At 38.2% G+C, this 14,065-nt stretch carries 16 protein-coding genes and 2 tRNA genes; 10 read left to right on the top strand and 8 right to left on the bottom strand.

All coding sequences use genetic code 11. The annotated features are described in order from the left end of the window. The first annotated feature begins 58 nt into the window (after window positions 1–58). The 5 genes from U5B17_RS01145 (at window position 59) to U5B17_RS01125 (ending at window position 2,196) form a co-directional block, all read left to right on the top strand. On the top strand, window positions 59–628 hold the full coding sequence (locus tag U5B17_RS01145) for an adenylate kinase (protein ID WP_430803530.1): 570 nt from the start codon (window positions 59–61) through the stop codon (window positions 626–628). Between the two features lie 305 nt (window positions 629–933). Then, a complete protein-coding gene (locus U5B17_RS01140) occupies window positions 934–1,206 on the top strand; it encodes a DUF4410 domain-containing protein (protein WP_430803853.1) in 273 nt (90 codons plus the stop codon). A gap of 125 nt (window positions 1,207–1,331) precedes the next feature. Continuing rightward, entirely contained in the window at window positions 1,332–1,850 is a 519-nt protein-coding gene (ppa, locus tag U5B17_RS01135; RefSeq protein ID WP_229932000.1) for an inorganic diphosphatase, read from the top strand. A 38-nt stretch (window positions 1,851–1,888) separates the two neighbouring features. Then, window positions 1,889–2,065, top strand: coding sequence for a hypothetical protein (locus U5B17_RS01130; protein ID WP_430803529.1), 177 nt, complete (start codon window positions 1,889–1,891; stop codon window positions 2,063–2,065). A 54-nt stretch (window positions 2,066–2,119) separates the two neighbouring features. Then, window positions 2,120–2,196, top strand: a tRNA-Ile gene (locus U5B17_RS01125). Window positions 2,197–3,384: 1,188 nt separating this feature from the next. Here the strand turns inward: U5B17_RS01125 and U5B17_RS01120 are convergent. The 6 genes from U5B17_RS01120 to gap form a co-directional block, all read right to left on the bottom strand. Continuing rightward, window positions 3,385–3,459 (bottom strand) — tRNA-Asn (locus tag U5B17_RS01120). A 95-nt stretch (window positions 3,460–3,554) separates the two neighbouring features. Beyond that, window positions 3,555–4,484 carry a ribose-phosphate pyrophosphokinase gene (locus U5B17_RS01115; protein ID WP_430803528.1) on the bottom strand — a complete coding sequence of 310 codons (930 nt, stop codon included), beginning with the start codon at window positions 4,482–4,484 and terminating at the stop codon, window positions 3,555–3,557. Window positions 4,485–4,545: 61 nt separating this feature from the next. Further along, window positions 4,546–5,367: an enoyl-ACP reductase FabI gene (fabI, locus tag U5B17_RS01110; protein WP_430803527.1), complete on the bottom strand. Its 822-nt coding sequence runs from the start codon at window positions 5,365–5,367 to the stop codon at window positions 4,546–4,548. 95 nt (window positions 5,368–5,462) lie between these two features. Further along, window positions 5,463–6,176, bottom strand: coding sequence for a triose-phosphate isomerase (locus U5B17_RS01105; RefSeq protein WP_230056055.1), 714 nt, complete (start codon window positions 6,174–6,176; stop codon window positions 5,463–5,465). Then, a complete protein-coding gene (locus U5B17_RS01100) occupies window positions 6,169–7,374 on the bottom strand; it encodes a phosphoglycerate kinase (protein ID WP_430803526.1) in 1,206 nt (401 codons plus the stop codon). Before U5B17_RS01100 ends, U5B17_RS01105 begins: the two co-directional genes overlap by 8 nt. Window position 7,375: 1 nt before the next feature. After that, the gene (gap, locus tag U5B17_RS01095; RefSeq protein ID WP_430803525.1) at window positions 7,376–8,377 is read right to left on the bottom strand and encodes a type I glyceraldehyde-3-phosphate dehydrogenase; all 1,002 of its coding nucleotides are present in this window, start codon (window positions 8,375–8,377) and stop codon (window positions 7,376–7,378) included. Between the two features lie 139 nt (window positions 8,378–8,516). Between gap and nadD the strand changes: the two genes are divergently transcribed. From nadD to ribD, 5 genes are all read left to right on the top strand, one after another. Beyond that, window positions 8,517–9,068, top strand: a complete 552-nt coding sequence (gene nadD, locus U5B17_RS01090; RefSeq protein WP_430803524.1) for a nicotinate (nicotinamide) nucleotide adenylyltransferase — start codon at window positions 8,517–8,519, stop codon at window positions 9,066–9,068. Then, window positions 9,053–9,382: a ribosome silencing factor gene (rsfS, locus tag U5B17_RS01085; RefSeq protein WP_430803523.1), complete on the top strand. Its 330-nt coding sequence runs from the start codon at window positions 9,053–9,055 to the stop codon at window positions 9,380–9,382. Before nadD ends, rsfS begins: the two co-directional genes overlap by 16 nt. A gap of 14 nt (window positions 9,383–9,396) precedes the next feature. Beyond that, on the top strand, window positions 9,397–10,428 hold the full coding sequence (locus U5B17_RS01080) for an OmpA family protein (RefSeq protein WP_430803522.1): 1,032 nt from the start codon (window positions 9,397–9,399) through the stop codon (window positions 10,426–10,428). 95 nt (window positions 10,429–10,523) lie between these two features. After that, complete coding sequence (locus U5B17_RS01075; RefSeq protein WP_430803521.1) at window positions 10,524–10,733, top strand: alkylphosphonate utilization protein; 210 nt, start codon at window positions 10,524–10,526, stop codon at window positions 10,731–10,733. Between the two features lie 110 nt (window positions 10,734–10,843). After that, window positions 10,844–11,911, top strand: a complete 1,068-nt coding sequence (ribD, locus tag U5B17_RS01070; RefSeq protein ID WP_430803520.1) for a bifunctional diaminohydroxyphosphoribosylaminopyrimidine deaminase/5-amino-6-(5-phosphoribosylamino)uracil reductase RibD — start codon at window positions 10,844–10,846, stop codon at window positions 11,909–11,911. On the opposite strand, the gene mqnF is transcribed toward ribD, so the two are convergent. Together mqnF and tupA are read right to left on the bottom strand one after the other, a co-directional pair. Further along, on the bottom strand, window positions 11,904–13,115 hold the full coding sequence (mqnF, locus tag U5B17_RS01065; RefSeq protein ID WP_430803519.1) for an aminofutalosine deaminase family hydrolase: 1,212 nt from the start codon (window positions 13,113–13,115) through the stop codon (window positions 11,904–11,906). The genes ribD and mqnF overlap by 8 nt on opposite strands. 87 nt (window positions 13,116–13,202) lie before the next feature. After that, complete coding sequence (tupA, locus tag U5B17_RS01060) at window positions 13,203–14,021, bottom strand: tungstate ABC transporter substrate-binding protein TupA (protein ID WP_430803518.1); 819 nt, start codon at window positions 14,019–14,021, stop codon at window positions 13,203–13,205. Window positions 14,022–14,065 lie beyond the last annotated feature (44 nt).

Below are 14,065 nucleotides of genomic sequence, written 5' to 3'. Positions count from 1 at the left end.
CGCGACCAGCAAATGACTAAGGCAAAGCGAGACAAACCCATATTTTAAAAGGAAAAAAATGAAAAAATTGTTTTTAATCATCGGAGCTCCGGGAAGTGGAAAAACTACCGACGCAGATCTTATTGCAAAGGCTGATGAGAGTTTTGCGCACTTTTCGACTGGCGACTTGCTTCGTGCAGAAGTTGCAAGCGGCAGTGAGCTTGGCAAGCTAATCGATAACTTCATCTCAAAGGGAAACCTTGTTCCACTTGAAGTCGTTGTAAATACGATAATCTCAGCAATCAAAGGCTCAAATAAGCAAAACATCGTCATAGACGGCTACCCAAGAAGTATTGAGCAGATGAGTGAGCTTGACAAAGTCCTAGCTGCACAAAGCGAGATCATGCTAAAAGGCGTGATCGAAGTCGATGTGAGCGAAGCTGTGGCGCGTGAGCGTGTGCTTGGTCGTGCGCGTGGAGTAGATGATAATAACGAAGTCTTTAACAATCGCATGAAGGTCTATTTAGAGCCAATCGTTGCGATCCGCGAGTTTTACAAGGATAAAAATTTACTCCACACTATCAACGGCGAACGCAGTATAGAGCCAATCGTAGCTGATATGAAAGTGCTTATAAACTCACTACTTTAATTTTAGCCCACAAGGTGGGCTAAACAGCTTTTTGCCTTATAAATTTAACTTTTATCCAAAAAATATTACAATGACTACGAAAATTTTACATAAAGGATTTTTATCAAAACTCAATACATTACCCTTATAATGGGGGGGGGGAGGTAGCAGCATTACTACTTAGTGGCTGTGCAAAAGCTGGACTAAACACACCTATTCAAAACCATACAAATACAAAATTTCAAACCGCCTTTGCACTCTGCAAAGATGGCGAATACAACAAACAGATTGAGACAAAACTCAATTAGCTTCTAACCAAAGATGGCATCAAAGGCACCGCTCTGCAAATAAACTGCGAAGTTGGAGAATTTACTGAGGGCAATAGGGCTTTGAGATATTTTGTGGGATTTGGAGCAGGTAAAGGTAGCTCAAAAACAAAAGTCTCTCTCATTGACACCACTGCAAACAAAAATGTTACAAATTTTGAAGTTGAAGGTAGCATCAGAATAGGAGCTTTTGGTGGCGATGCAAAAGGCATGCTAGATGAAACGGCAGAAGAAATTTATAAACAAGTGAAAGAAAATTTCATCATAAAATAGTATAGTCTCACGGCTGGTAAATTTTAACATATTTACCAGCTAAAACTCATAATTTTAAGTAATTTTATCAGCTTAAAAGTATTTTTTTACTAATATAAGTGATAAATTTCACACAAAGGTATAAAATGGACATTTCAAAAATCAAAGTAGGCTCAAACCCTGATAAAATCAACGCCGTCATTGAGATACCTTACGGCTCAAACATCAAGTATGAGATTGACAAAGATAGTGGTGCGGTAGTGGTCGATCGCGTGATGTATTCAGCGATGTTTTACCCAGCAAATTACGGCTTCGTGCCAAACACTCTAGCTGCGGACGGCGATCCAGCAGATGTTTTGGTGCTAAATGAGTATCCGCTTCAAGCAGGCTCAGTCATACCTTGCCGTTTGATTGGAGTTTTGGTGATGGAGGATGAAAGTGGAATGGATGAGAAGTTGCTAGCAGTGCCAGTAAGCAAGATAGATCCGAGATATGATAATATCAAATCGCTTGATGATCTGCCAAAAATTACACTTGATCGCATTAAAAATTTCTTTGAAACTTACAAAATGCTAGAGCCTGGCAAATGGGTCAAAGTAAAAGACTTTGCCGACGCAAAAGAAGCACAAAAGATTTTAGACGAAGCTATAAAAAACTATAAATAAATTTTGGGGCATCTCCCCAAAATTTTACAAGCAAAGACATGAGGGTTTTATTTGTCATTTTAGTATTTTTAGTAGTATTATTTGCAAATAGCACCGAAAAACAAAAGATAGATATGCACGGCGGTAAATCTTATAATTACGGAAGTTTTAGCCAAAAAATGGATGCAAATTTTACTATTTTAAGAGATATTAACAAAACATACAAAATAAAATAAAATTTTAGCTTTTAATAAGCTTAGTTTTTGTATAATCTCAACTTCAATTCAAATGGGTTCATAGCTCAGTTGGTTAGAGCATCCGGCTCATAACCGGATGGTCCCAGGTTCGAGTCCTGGTGAACCCACCACTACTTATATTTCAATACTTTTTAATACTTTTCAGTATCTTTCACAAAATCCCTTAAAAAAGGCATTTAGCTACCTTTTATTTATTTCTTTTTGTTGCAATCTAATTTAAAATTTTCATAGTTTTTTAGATATAAAATATCTGCAATAGAATAAATTTTGATTATATTTTTAAAGTTTTTCTTTTTAAAATACTAATATATTTTGCTATTTCGCATCTAGAAAATAGATAACATAACCTATAAATAAAATAGTAAATTTGCGCCAACCTTAATAAAATACTAAAAATTTTCAGAACACAAATGCAACAAACAATCAGGAATGAAAAAGCTATACTTACTAATAGTTGTTATATAGTAAAACTTAGAATTTTATGGCTTTGAAGTTATAGATAAAATTGAAAAACTTATAAATAAAAAAGTAAAAACAAAACTACATCAGTGTTTTATCATAACAATATGTAAAAATGTAAGTATGAAAATACGGCTAAAAATAGCTGATTTATTAAAAAATAATATCGTTAATTATCAATTTGATGGCATGCATAAATATGGTGAAATTTTTTAATTACATTGATAAATTTAAATTTGATCCATTTGATAACAAATATACAAACATACTGCCTACCAAAAATTTTATCTTGACTATCTTCAGAAACAAAACGATACTGTTATTGCCAGTGATTTTTATTTTTAGGCAGTCACAACAAGAACAAAAAAGAGAATATAATCATATTTGCAAAATATAACCTTTACTAAAAAACATTGACTTATCGTAAAATTTTAGAAAATATCAGAAAATCAAAAGTTTTAATTGACTTTGTTATAGATATACATCTAAACTTTCACTTAGAACATTTGAAGCACTTAATCATAATAAAAAACCAATAACAACGAATAAACCATAAAATACTATGACTTTTATAATCCAAACAATATCTTTATACTAGATAATAACTTTAAAGAAATTGATAGTTTTTTAGCAAAACCTTACACCATTGACAAACAAATTAGGTCAAATATGGTTTTGGCAATTGGATACGATATGCACTAGATATTCGGTCATAAGAGACTATAAAATTATAAGATATAGAGTAAAATTATGACTTTAGTTCACTACAATTTACAAAAATTAAAGAATACCAATAAATAGCGGATTTTAATATTAAAACTTAGTATTTTTATAAAAAGTGGCTCCGGATGCTGGGTTCGAACCAGCGACCAAGTGATTAACAGTCACCTACTCTACCGCTGAGCTAATCCGGAACATATAAAAGAAGTCGTATTATAGACAAAAAAACGATTTTTGTCAATAAAATTTAGCTTAAAATCTATAAAATTTCAAGCTAAATTCTGTATTTTTACACAAAAAGTCCATTTACACTTTCATTATGATAGACGCGGCGTATAACTTCACCAAAAAGTGGTGCAACAGTTAGTACTTTTATACAACTATGGTCTTGTTTTAGAGGTATCGTATCAGTAACGACTAGCTCATCAAGATAGCCTTTGTCTAAATTTTCATATGCTGCACCGCTTAAAACTGGATGCGTACAAAATGCCATAACGCTAGTAGCTCCACGCTCTTTAAATACCTTTGCTGCCTTTACGATCGTACCTGCAGTGTCTATCATATCATCTACCAAGATAACATCTTTGCCATTTACATCGCCTATGACATTCATTACTTCGCTTTCGTTTGCCTTTTCGCGACGCTTATCGACGATAACCATATCAACATCAAGGGTCTTAGCAAGCGCTCTAGCACGAGAAACACCGCCTACATCAGGGCTTGCAACGATAGGATTTGGCAAATTTTTTGACCTAACATAATCAGTAAAAACCATGCTTCCATAAAGATTATCAACTGGTATATCAAAAAATCCCTGAATTTGCCCAGCATGCAAATCCATAGTAACCACACGGCTAATGCCAGCCGTTTGCATCATATTTGCCACAAGTTTTGCAGTTATTGGCACTCTTGGAGCGGCTTTGCGGTCTTGGCGAGCATATCCAAAATATGGCACTACTGCCGTTATCGAGCTAGCAGAGCTTCGCCTAAGAGCATCTGTAAGGATTAAAAGCTCCATTAAATTTATGTTTGCTGGGGCACAGGTCGGCTGAACAACAAAAACATCCTTTCCACGCACACTTTCGCCCACTTGCACACTAATCTCTCCATCACTAAAACGCTTGATACTAGCCTCACTAAGCGGAAGTGATAGATACTGTGAAATTTTCTTTGAAAATTCCAAATTTGCCGTTCCAGAAAAGATCTTATAACCCCTCATAATCCAACCTTAAAATTTATTTTTGCGCCATTTTAGCCAAAGTGAGCTTAATTTTTCTATCTTACTTGCTTAGATCCATTGCCAAAACAGTATTGCCATCGGCATCAGTAGCTATGTCAGCCATACCCATTATATTATAACCACAATCCACATAATGAACTTCACCAGTCACACCGCTAGCAAGATCGCTTAGCAAATACATAGCCGATTTGCCTACATCTTCGGTACTTACATTGCGTTTAAGTGGAGAATTTACCTCATTATATCGTAGTATCATTCTAAAATCACCTATTCCGCTAGCCGCTAGCGTCTTAATCGGACCTGCCGAAATGGCATTTACGCGGATATTTTTTGCGCCCAAGTCGTGTGCTAGGTAGCGAACCGCACTTTCTAGCGCCGCCTTTGCAACGCCCATTACATTGTAATGTGGCACAAATTTTGGACCGCCCAAGTAGCTTAGTGTAAGCACCGAACCGCCCTCTTTTAATACAGGTAAAACCGCTCTTGTAAGCGAAAGAAGCGAATAAACAGAAGTTTGCATCGCTACATCAAAAGCCTCTTTTGTGGTATTTATAAACTCGCCCTCCAAAGCCTCTTTTGGAGCATACGCCACAGCATGCACGATAAAGTCTATCTCACCTAGATCAGCCCTTATCTTATCAGCTATGCCCGCAAGATGTGCTTCGTTATTTACATCAAGTTCATATACAAATTTACTTCCAAACTCCTGTGCTATGGGCTCTACACGCTTTTTTAGAGCGTCATTTAAATATGTAAAAGCCATAGTAGCGCCCTGCTGACGACAAGCTTGTGCGATACCATAAGCTATTGATTTAGCGTTTGCAACGCCTACTATTAGACCCTTTTTGCCATTCATTATCATATTTGCTCCTTTTTGCTTTTATTTGTTAAGCATTTTAAAATAGCAAGAAAATTTAAAGCCAAGTATCTAGTATGACTAAAATTTTCTTACAAATTTTAACCCTCATTTGTCTTTATCAAATTTAAAAAATTTGCTGCATCCCAGCTCGCAGTACCTACCAAAACGCCATTACAGTTTGTGATATGGCAAATATCGCTAATATTTTTAGCATTTACACTGCCTCCGTAAAGAAGCGGTGCAGCGGTCAATGTACGGACAAAATCAAGCACCTGCGTTATCTGCTCTACACTAGCACTACTTCCAGATCCTATCGCCCAGATCGGCTCATAGGCGATGATTAGCTTGTCATAAGATAGGTTTATAAGCTCAAGTTGTGCTTTTAAAATTTCCCTTGTCTTGCCAGCCTCTCGCATCCATAAATTTTCGCCTATGCAATAAACCACCTGCCAGCCATTTTTAACAGCAAAATCAAATTTACTAAGCAAAAGCTCATCGTTTTCTTTTAAGACTCCACCATGCTCATGCAAAAGCTCGCGCCGCTCAGAGTGTCCGATAAGAACACTTGTTATGCCAAACTCATCTAAGTGAGCCTTGCCTATCTCACCAGTATAAGCACCACTTTGACAAGGGTAGAAATTTTGTGCTCCTATGCTAAATTTTGCCCAGGCAAAGTCATCTAATGCCGTAAAAGGCGGAAATATCAGCACCTTTTCATCATCCAAGCCATCATTTAGCACCTTTGCATACTCAGCAAAGCTTGCCCTTGTGTGGTTGCATTTTAAATTTGCCGCATAAATAAAACTATTCAAAGCTTGCCCTTCTAAGTGGTTTTACGCCCGGTAGCTCTTTGCCCTCTATAAGCTCCAAACTAGCTCCGCCACCAGTTGATATAAAAGTCATCTCATCAGCATTTCCAGCCCTTGCAACCACATCAGCCGTATCTCCGCCACCAACTACTGTTGTGGCATGAGTTTCGGCGATGGAGTGGCTCATTTTGATACTGCCTTTTGAAAATTTATCCATCTCAAAAACACCCATAGGCCCGTTCCACCAGATAGTTTGAGCATCAATGATAGCCTCTTGAAAAAGCCTAATAGACGCAGGTCCTATATCTAAACCCATCCAGCCAGATGGGATCTCTTGTGCTGTTACATATTTGACCGCCGTATCAGCCGAGAAGGTCTGAGCCGCTACAACATCAACTGGTAAATAAATTTTAACACCTAGCTCTTTGCCCTTTTTAAGCACCATCAAAGCCTCTTCAAGCAATTCCTCTTCAAGCAAAGAGTTGCCGATATTTTCGCCCAAAGCCTTTAAAAATGTAAAAGCCATGCCCCCGCCAATTATCAGCTTATCTACGCGTGGAAGCAAGTTTTTTAGGGCTTGTAGCTTACCGCTTACCTTGCTACCGCCTACAACTGCGACAAACGGACGAGCGGGCTTTTTGATAAGTCTCTCAGCAAAATCAATCTCCTTTTGCAATAAAAATCCAGCTGCCCTATGTTCCTCATCATAAAATTTTGTAATCGCCTCAACCGAGCTGTGAGCTCTATGACAAACACCAAAGGCGTCATTTATGTAAATTTCAGCAAACTCGCTCAAAGCCTTTGCCAAAGCTTCATCGTTTTTAGTTTCACCTTTTTCAAAGCGTAAATTTTCAAGTAGCAAAACCTCGCCAGCTTTTAAGTTTGCCACCTTTGTTTGAGCGTCTGTACCGATGACATCGCTAGCAAATATCACATCTTGATGAAGCGCGAAGCTTAGGCGTTTTGCAACTGGTTTTAGTGAAAATTTCTCTTCAAAGCCATTCTTTGGTCGCCCCAAGTGAGATGCTAAAATAATCTTGCAACCTTGATCTAGGCAGTAACGGATAGTTGGCAACGCCGAAAGTATGCGACGATCGTCAGTGATGTTTAAAAATTCATCCATAGGCACATTAAAATCGCACCTTATAAAGACGCTTTTACCGCTTAAATTTAGCTCTTTTATTGAGATTATGCCATCCATTTTAGCCCCTTTTTGATGCCCACACAGCCATATCGATAAGCCGTGCAGAGTAGCCCCACTCATTATCGTACCACGCCATAATTTTTACCATGTCATCGCAGATAACTTGCGTGATATCAGCAGCAATCACCGAACTATACTCGCTCGTGCAAAAGTCACTACTAACGCGCTGATCATCATCAACGATCATAATACCCTTCATCGCTCCCTGCGAAGCTTCGCGAAATGCGTTGTTTAGCTCTTCAACGCTAACAGCCTTGCCTAAAACTGCAGTAAGATCTACCATTGATACATTTGCCGTTGGTACTCTCACACTTTGTCCGTGAATTTTACCTTTTAAATTTGGCATAACTTTGCCGATCGCCTTTGCCGCACCAGTGGTTGTAGGTCCGATATTTAGGGCTGCGGCACGACTTCGGCGAAAGTCTTTTGACTTCACATCAACCAAACTTTGTCCGTTTGTGTAGGCGTGAATCGTGGTCATCAGTGCCTTTACGATACCAAATTTCTCATCTAGCACCTTTGTAACTGGTGCAAGGCAATTTGTGGTGCAGCTAGCATTTGAGATGATGTTTTGACCTGCGTAAGTCTCGTGATTGACCCCATAGACAAACATCGGCGTATCATCCTTTGCAGGAGCACTCATAACGACCTTTTTGATGCCCTTTGCAAGGTATGGCTGGCAGCTTTCAGTTGTTAGAAATTTTCCTGTGCATTCAAGCACGACATCAACCTCATAAGCAGCATAATCAAGCTCGTTTAAGTCTCTCGTTGAAAAAACTCTTATCTTTTTGCCATCAACTTCTATATGATCGTCATCTATAACTTTTACATCTTTTTTAAATTCGCCATGAACGCTGTCGTATTTTAACAAATACCTTGTCATGTCGCGTTTTGCAGTGTCATTTATCGCAACAAGCTCGCAATCATCGCGGTCTAAGATAATGCGTGCAGCGCACCTGCCGATACGCCCAAAACCATTGATAGCTATTTTTACAGACATTTTTACTCCTTAAAATTTGGAATTATCATAATTTTACAAAAAAAATTTACAAAAACAGCTAAAAACAAAAAATTTTCACGCCAAACCTAACTTTAATTTTATTATGCTACAATCACAAGATTTGATTGTAAGGCGAAATTTGAATATAGCATTTTTTGGCGGCAGCTTTGACCCACCCCATTTAGGACATGATAGCATAGTAAAAATGGCGCTTAGCGAGCTAGACATCGACAAGCTTATCATTATGCCAACTTTTATCAGCCCATTTAAAAGCCAATTTTCAGCACCACCAGAGCTTAGGCTAAAATGGGTAAAAAAACTTTGGAGAGAGCTAAAGCGTGTAGAAATTTCAGACTTTGAGATCACTCAAGAGCGCCCAGTTCCGACCATTGAAAGTATAAAGCACTTCTATGAGATTTACGACATACAGAAATTTTATCTCATCATCGGCGCCGATCATATCGGCTCACTAAACAAATGGCACGAGATAGATACGCTAAGGCAACTTACACAAATTATCGTAGCCGAACGCGATCACATCGTCATACCTGGCGAATTTGCCAAAATGGACATACGCGTTGATGTTTCAAGCTCAAAAATACGCTCACATCTTGCGACCGAGCAAATCCCAAGCTCAATAAAAGATGAAGTTATTAAATTTTACCAAGGAAAAAAATGCAAAAGCGAATAGAAACAATAGTTAAAATTTTAGACGAGAAAAAGGCGGAAGCGATCGAGGTTTTTGATATGAGCGATCGCGACTATTTTGTAAAACAGGTCATCATAGCAACGACGATGGCTGAACGACACGCACTCTCACTGACAGATGATTTAAAAGAAAAGCTTAAACCAGCTGGCGAGCAGTTTTTAGGCGTTGAAAGCTCTGGGGAGTGGGTTGTGTGCGATCTTGGCGACATACTTATACATCTTATGAGCTCAGAATATCGAGCTAGATACAACATCGAAGAATTTTTAAATAAGATAAAAGATAATAAAACCATTTAATACAAGGAGAAAAAATGAGTATGAAAAAAGTTGGGCTTTTTGCCTTAAGTTGCTTGCTTTTAGCAGGTTGTGCGGTAAAAAACAAGGATGCTATGCTAGACGCACAAGTAGCAAATGAAGCTGTTGATGAGAGCAAAGCGCTCATACTTTTCTTGGTTGATTCGTCTGAGTCGATGTTAAAAAATGACCTTGACGCAAATATCACCCGCATGGACGCAGCACAGAAAAATTTAAAAGATATAGTTCAAATTCTAGATCTTAGCAAAGCAAATTTGGGACTTATAAACTTTGGCGGCAAATGTGAAGTAACAAATAGCATAAAAGCTACTGGCAACACAAACTACTTCACAGCAAAAGTTGATAACATAAAAGCAGACGGTTATACTCCGCTAGCAGATAGCATAAAAGCTGCAAATTCTATCATCAAAGAGCGTAACGGCAAAAATGTACACATAGTACTTTTAAGTGACGGACTTGAGACTTGCGGTGGCGATCCAAAAGCTCAGATGAGCCAGCTAATCAACGATAATCCAGATGCAAAGATAAGTGCTTTTGTGTTGGGTTATGATGTTGATGATTTTGCTAAAAATCAACTTAAAGACCTACTAAGAGGTGAAGGCAGATATTTTGATATCGCTGACACAAGAGAGATGTCAAATGCCTTAAATGCCATCGTAACACAAACCGAACTAAATAGTGATGGTTGGGAAGATGGGGTTTATAACTTTGGTATAAATTTTGACCTAAATAGCGATGTTATAAAGCCTGAATTTTTTGAAAATGTTCAGAAATTGGCTGATTATATGCTAAAAACTGGCAACACAATGCAAATTCAAGGTCACACAGATAGTACAGGTCCTGATGAGCTAAATCAAGCGCTATCTGAAAGAAGAGCAAATTCTGTAAAAAATAAGCTTATCGAGCTTGGAGTAGATCCTAGCAAATTAAGCGTGGTTGGATATGGGGAGTCTCAGCCAAAAGTTGATAACACAACAGCCCAAAACAGATATACAAACAGACGCGTAGAAGCGCACAATGTAAACTAATCTACCTGGGAGCTCTCCCAGGTTTTTTAACTCTTAATAAATCAACATTTAAAACATTTTTTGATACAATATTTAAAATTTTAAAAGGAGTAAAAATGGCAAAAGATGCAAACGGAAATGAATTAAAAGATGGTGATAATGTAACTCTCATAAAAGATCTAAAAGTAAAAGGTGCTGGATCAACTCTAAAACGAGGGACAATGGCAAAAAATATACGCCTAAGCGATAATGATAAAGAAGTTGAGTGCAGGATCGATAAAATGGGCGTCATAGTCCTAAAAACAGAATTTTTAAAAAAGGCTTGATCGACTAAGATTTATTTTATACCTTGAATCAAAAAGCCAAATATCACATACTTGCCAACTTTACTGGTTTTGCTAAAGTATAAAAGTATGATTACCAAAAGCGAGCAAAAATGACAGATGAGTTTTATATGCAACTAGCCATAAACGAGGCTTGGAAACATCAGCTTTTAACCTATCCAAACCCAGCTGTTGGGTGCGTGGTGATTGATAAAAATGGTAAAATTTTAAGCATTTCATCTCATAAAAAAGCTGGTTTTATGCACGCTGAACCAAGTGCTATACTGCAAGCACTTTGCGCTATTTCTAGCGAGTTTGCAAGCGCATTTTTGCGCGAGTATCAAATGGGCTTTAAACTAAAAAGTCAAAACATTACTAAAATCTTAGAAAATGAAAACTTGGACGCTAAATTTTGCTATGATTTTATACTTAAAAATCACTCAAATTTATTAAAAGGTGCGAGCGCTTATGTCACTCTTGAGCCATGCTCACATCATGGCAAAACCCCGCCGTGCGCTAGTTTGCTAGCAAATCTGGGCTTTAAAAAAGTGGTGATAGCAAACTACGATGAGAATGAGATCGCAAGTGGCGGTGTAAAAATTTTAAAAGAGGCTGGCGTTGAGGTAGTGTGCGGGGTTTTAAGCAAGCTTGGTAGTAAGCTTTTAGAGCCATTTACGACATGGCAGAGTGGAAATTTTAGTTTTTTTAAGCTAGCTCTTAGCGCAAACGGCGTGGCTACAGGTGGCGTCATCTCAAATCAAGCAAGTCGCACCCATATGCACGCACTGCGCTCGGTTTGTGATATGCTAGTCATCGGTGGCAACACCGTTCGCATAGATCGCCCCACGCTTGATACTAGACTTATAAAAGATGGCAAGTCGCCTGATATACTCATCTACTCACGCTCACAAAATTTTGATAAAAGCATACCGCTTTTTAGCGTGAAAGATCGAAATGTAAGTATAAGCGATAGCCTAAAATCAGCCTTTGATAGAGGGCTTGTGATGTTTGAGGGTGCCCAGGGTTTGCTAAATGCGCTACCTTGTGAAGTAAAATGGGCACTAGTGTATCAATCAAGTAAATTTAAAAACACCCAAAATTTAAGATCCGAGCGCAAATTTGAGCCACTTCATAGCATAAATTTTAATGATGATACAGCGACTTGGTATAGGATCAAATAAGTCTTTGCCCGCCTACATAAAGCCCTAATGCGCGCTTTGTGTGAAGTATGAGCTGTGTTATAAGCGTGCCCTCATCTATCTCATCAAAGCCAGCAAATACCGCGATGTCGGCTAATTTTCCCTCTTTTAAAATACCGTTTTCTAGCCCAAGTGCTTGCGCTCCGCCCTTCGTGGCTGCTAAAAATATAAATTTTGCTAGGCTATTTAACTCGTTTGTTTGATGGGTAAAAAGCACATTTCTAAGTTCGTCAAACATATTCAAGCTTATGTTTGAGCTAAGTCCGTCTGTACCAATATTTAGGCTTACATTTGCCTTTTTTAACTTGGCTAAATTTAGCGCTCGCTTACCAAGTAGTCTATTTGAGCTAGCGCAGTGAGTAACGCTGTGAAGTCCGCTTTCAAACGCACTAAAATCGCTTTCATAAACGCAGTGTGTAAATAGCGTCCTAATCCCACTAAACATCGAAAAATAGCCCTCTTTTGTGTAAAGTGGCTTTGGATCTGGTGTAAAGCGTTTAAGGTGCGATTTAAACTTACCAGAACCGTTTTTTAGCCACCTTTGCTCATGCAAGCTTTCCATAAAGTGCGTGGATACGACTAGGTTTTTGGATTTGACCAAGTTGATAGCCATTTTGGCTAGTTTTGGATGAATTGAGTAAGGTGCGTGAAGCGAGATGGCGGGTGTAAAGAGCTTGTTTTGATAGCAAGAGCTTTGTAAAAATCGCTCACTAAAAGCTTTGAAATTTTGCTCCACAAATGCCTCATTTGAGCCTAAAATTTCGTTAAAAAATACAACTCTTGCTTGCGAACTTGCTAAAATTTGTAAGTCCTTACCAAAGCTAGATATCGCTCCTATCGTGCCTACGCCACTTGCCAGCATGGAGTTTAGCGCACTTTGCATTATCTTATCATCACACGCTAGCTTTGCGCCATTTTCTACGATCGAGCTAAGCCAAGCAATAAAATCACCATAAATTAGCTGAGTTTTGTTTGCGCTAAACTCAAGGTGTGTGTGCGTATTTATGAGGGCTGGGGTAATGATAGCGTTGCCAAGATTGCTGAAATTTGCACCTTTAAAACGCTGTTTTAGCTCGCTCTCATCGCCGATAGCTAAAATTTTCTCATCAAAAGCTATGCAGGAATTTTTGTGAATAGTGAAATTTTCATCGCAGGTGATTATAAATTTTGCTTTTAAAATTTGCATATTTACCCCTTTTCTTGGGATAATTGTATCAAAATAGGAATAAAAATAAGTAAAAAGTGTGAATAAAGGCGGAATTCCGCCTTTTAATTAGTTTGCACGAGTTGCAGCGTCTGGAGTAAATAGTGGTTTATTCATAAGTTTAAACGCACCAATAAACTCTTGACCTTTTGGACTTGTTATCCATTTGATGAAGCGATTGGCATTTTCTATATCGGTTTTAGCGCAGTGTTTTGGGCTAACTGCGATAACTGAGTAGAAATTTTTAAGATCATTGTCGCCTTCATTGATGATGACCATTTCAGGGTTGCCATTTTTGTTGCTTTCATATTTTATATATGTACCACGGTCTGTTAGAGTTACGCCTTTTTGCTCAGCGGCTGCATTGATAGTAGCTATCATGCCTTGACCGATTTGAGTGTAAAAGCCATCTTTTTCAGGCACTTCGCCAATAGCTTTTTTCCATAGACCTTTTTCTTTATTATCTGTGCCTGATTTATCACCGCGTGATACAAATTTGATATTTTCAGCTTTGATTAGCTCAAGTGAAGCTTTTAGATCTTTGCCTTTAAATTTATCTGCGATTGACCTATCTGCGATTAAAACAAAGTCGTTATACATTACAGGCTTGCGCTCTACGCCGTAACCTTTTTCAACAAATTCTTTTTCTACTTTTGGTGAATGCACGAAAAGTATATCAGCGTTGCAGTCTTGTCCTAGTTTTAGTGCCGCACCTGTGCCAACAGCTGTAAATTTCACATCCACGCCAGTATCAGCCTTATAAACCTCTACCATCGCATCTAGCAAGCCAGTGTCAGCTGTGCTTGTAGTTGTAGCCATGTTTAAGTCGGTGTCAGCTGCAAACATCGCAGAAGCCAAAACTAGCGAACTAAGTAAAATTTTTTTCATATTCTCTCCTTGTATTTGGGTTGGTTTTAAAAATTTTCTGCTAT

This window comes from Campylobacter australis (assembly GCF_050586305.1).
GTDB lineage: Bacteria > Campylobacterota > Campylobacteria > Campylobacterales > Campylobacteraceae > Campylobacter_A.
Note: the sequence above shows the minus strand (reverse complement) of the source record. Positions and strands in the feature narration are given on the sequence as shown.

Excerpts from the sequence above, each read along its gene's own strand:
- ppa (WP_229932000.1), top strand. The coding sequence starts at position 1,332 with ATGGACATTTCAAAAATCAAAGTAGGCTCAAACCCTGATAAAATCAAC.
- U5B17_RS01145 (WP_430803530.1), top strand. The coding sequence starts at position 59 with ATGAAAAAATTGTTTTTAATCATCGGAGCTCCGGGAAGTGGAAAAACT.
- fabI (WP_430803527.1), bottom strand. The coding sequence starts at position 5,367 with ATGATAATGAATGGCAAAAAGGGTCTAATAGTAGGCGTTGCAAACGCT.
- rsfS (WP_430803523.1), top strand. The coding sequence starts at position 9,053 with ATGCAAAAGCGAATAGAAACAATAGTTAAAATTTTAGACGAGAAAAAG.
- U5B17_RS01075 (WP_430803521.1), top strand. The coding sequence starts at position 10,524 with ATGGCAAAAGATGCAAACGGAAATGAATTAAAAGATGGTGATAATGTA.
- U5B17_RS01100 (WP_430803526.1), bottom strand. The coding sequence starts at position 7,374 with ATGGATGGCATAATCTCAATAAAAGAGCTAAATTTAAGCGGTAAAAGC.
- tupA (WP_430803518.1), bottom strand. The coding sequence starts at position 14,021 with ATGAAAAAAATTTTACTTAGTTCGCTAGTTTTGGCTTCTGCGATGTTT.
- U5B17_RS01130 (WP_430803529.1), top strand. The coding sequence starts at position 1,889 with ATGAGGGTTTTATTTGTCATTTTAGTATTTTTAGTAGTATTATTTGCA.
- U5B17_RS01115 (WP_430803528.1), bottom strand. The coding sequence starts at position 4,484 with ATGAGGGGTTATAAGATCTTTTCTGGAACGGCAAATTTGGAATTTTCA.
- mqnF (WP_430803519.1), bottom strand. The coding sequence starts at position 13,115 with ATGCAAATTTTAAAAGCAAAATTTATAATCACCTGCGATGAAAATTTC.
- U5B17_RS01080 (WP_430803522.1), top strand. The coding sequence starts at position 9,397 with ATGAGTATGAAAAAAGTTGGGCTTTTTGCCTTAAGTTGCTTGCTTTTA.
- gap (WP_430803525.1), bottom strand. The coding sequence starts at position 8,377 with ATGTCTGTAAAAATAGCTATCAATGGTTTTGGGCGTATCGGCAGGTGC.
- ribD (WP_430803520.1), top strand. The coding sequence starts at position 10,844 with ATGACAGATGAGTTTTATATGCAACTAGCCATAAACGAGGCTTGGAAA.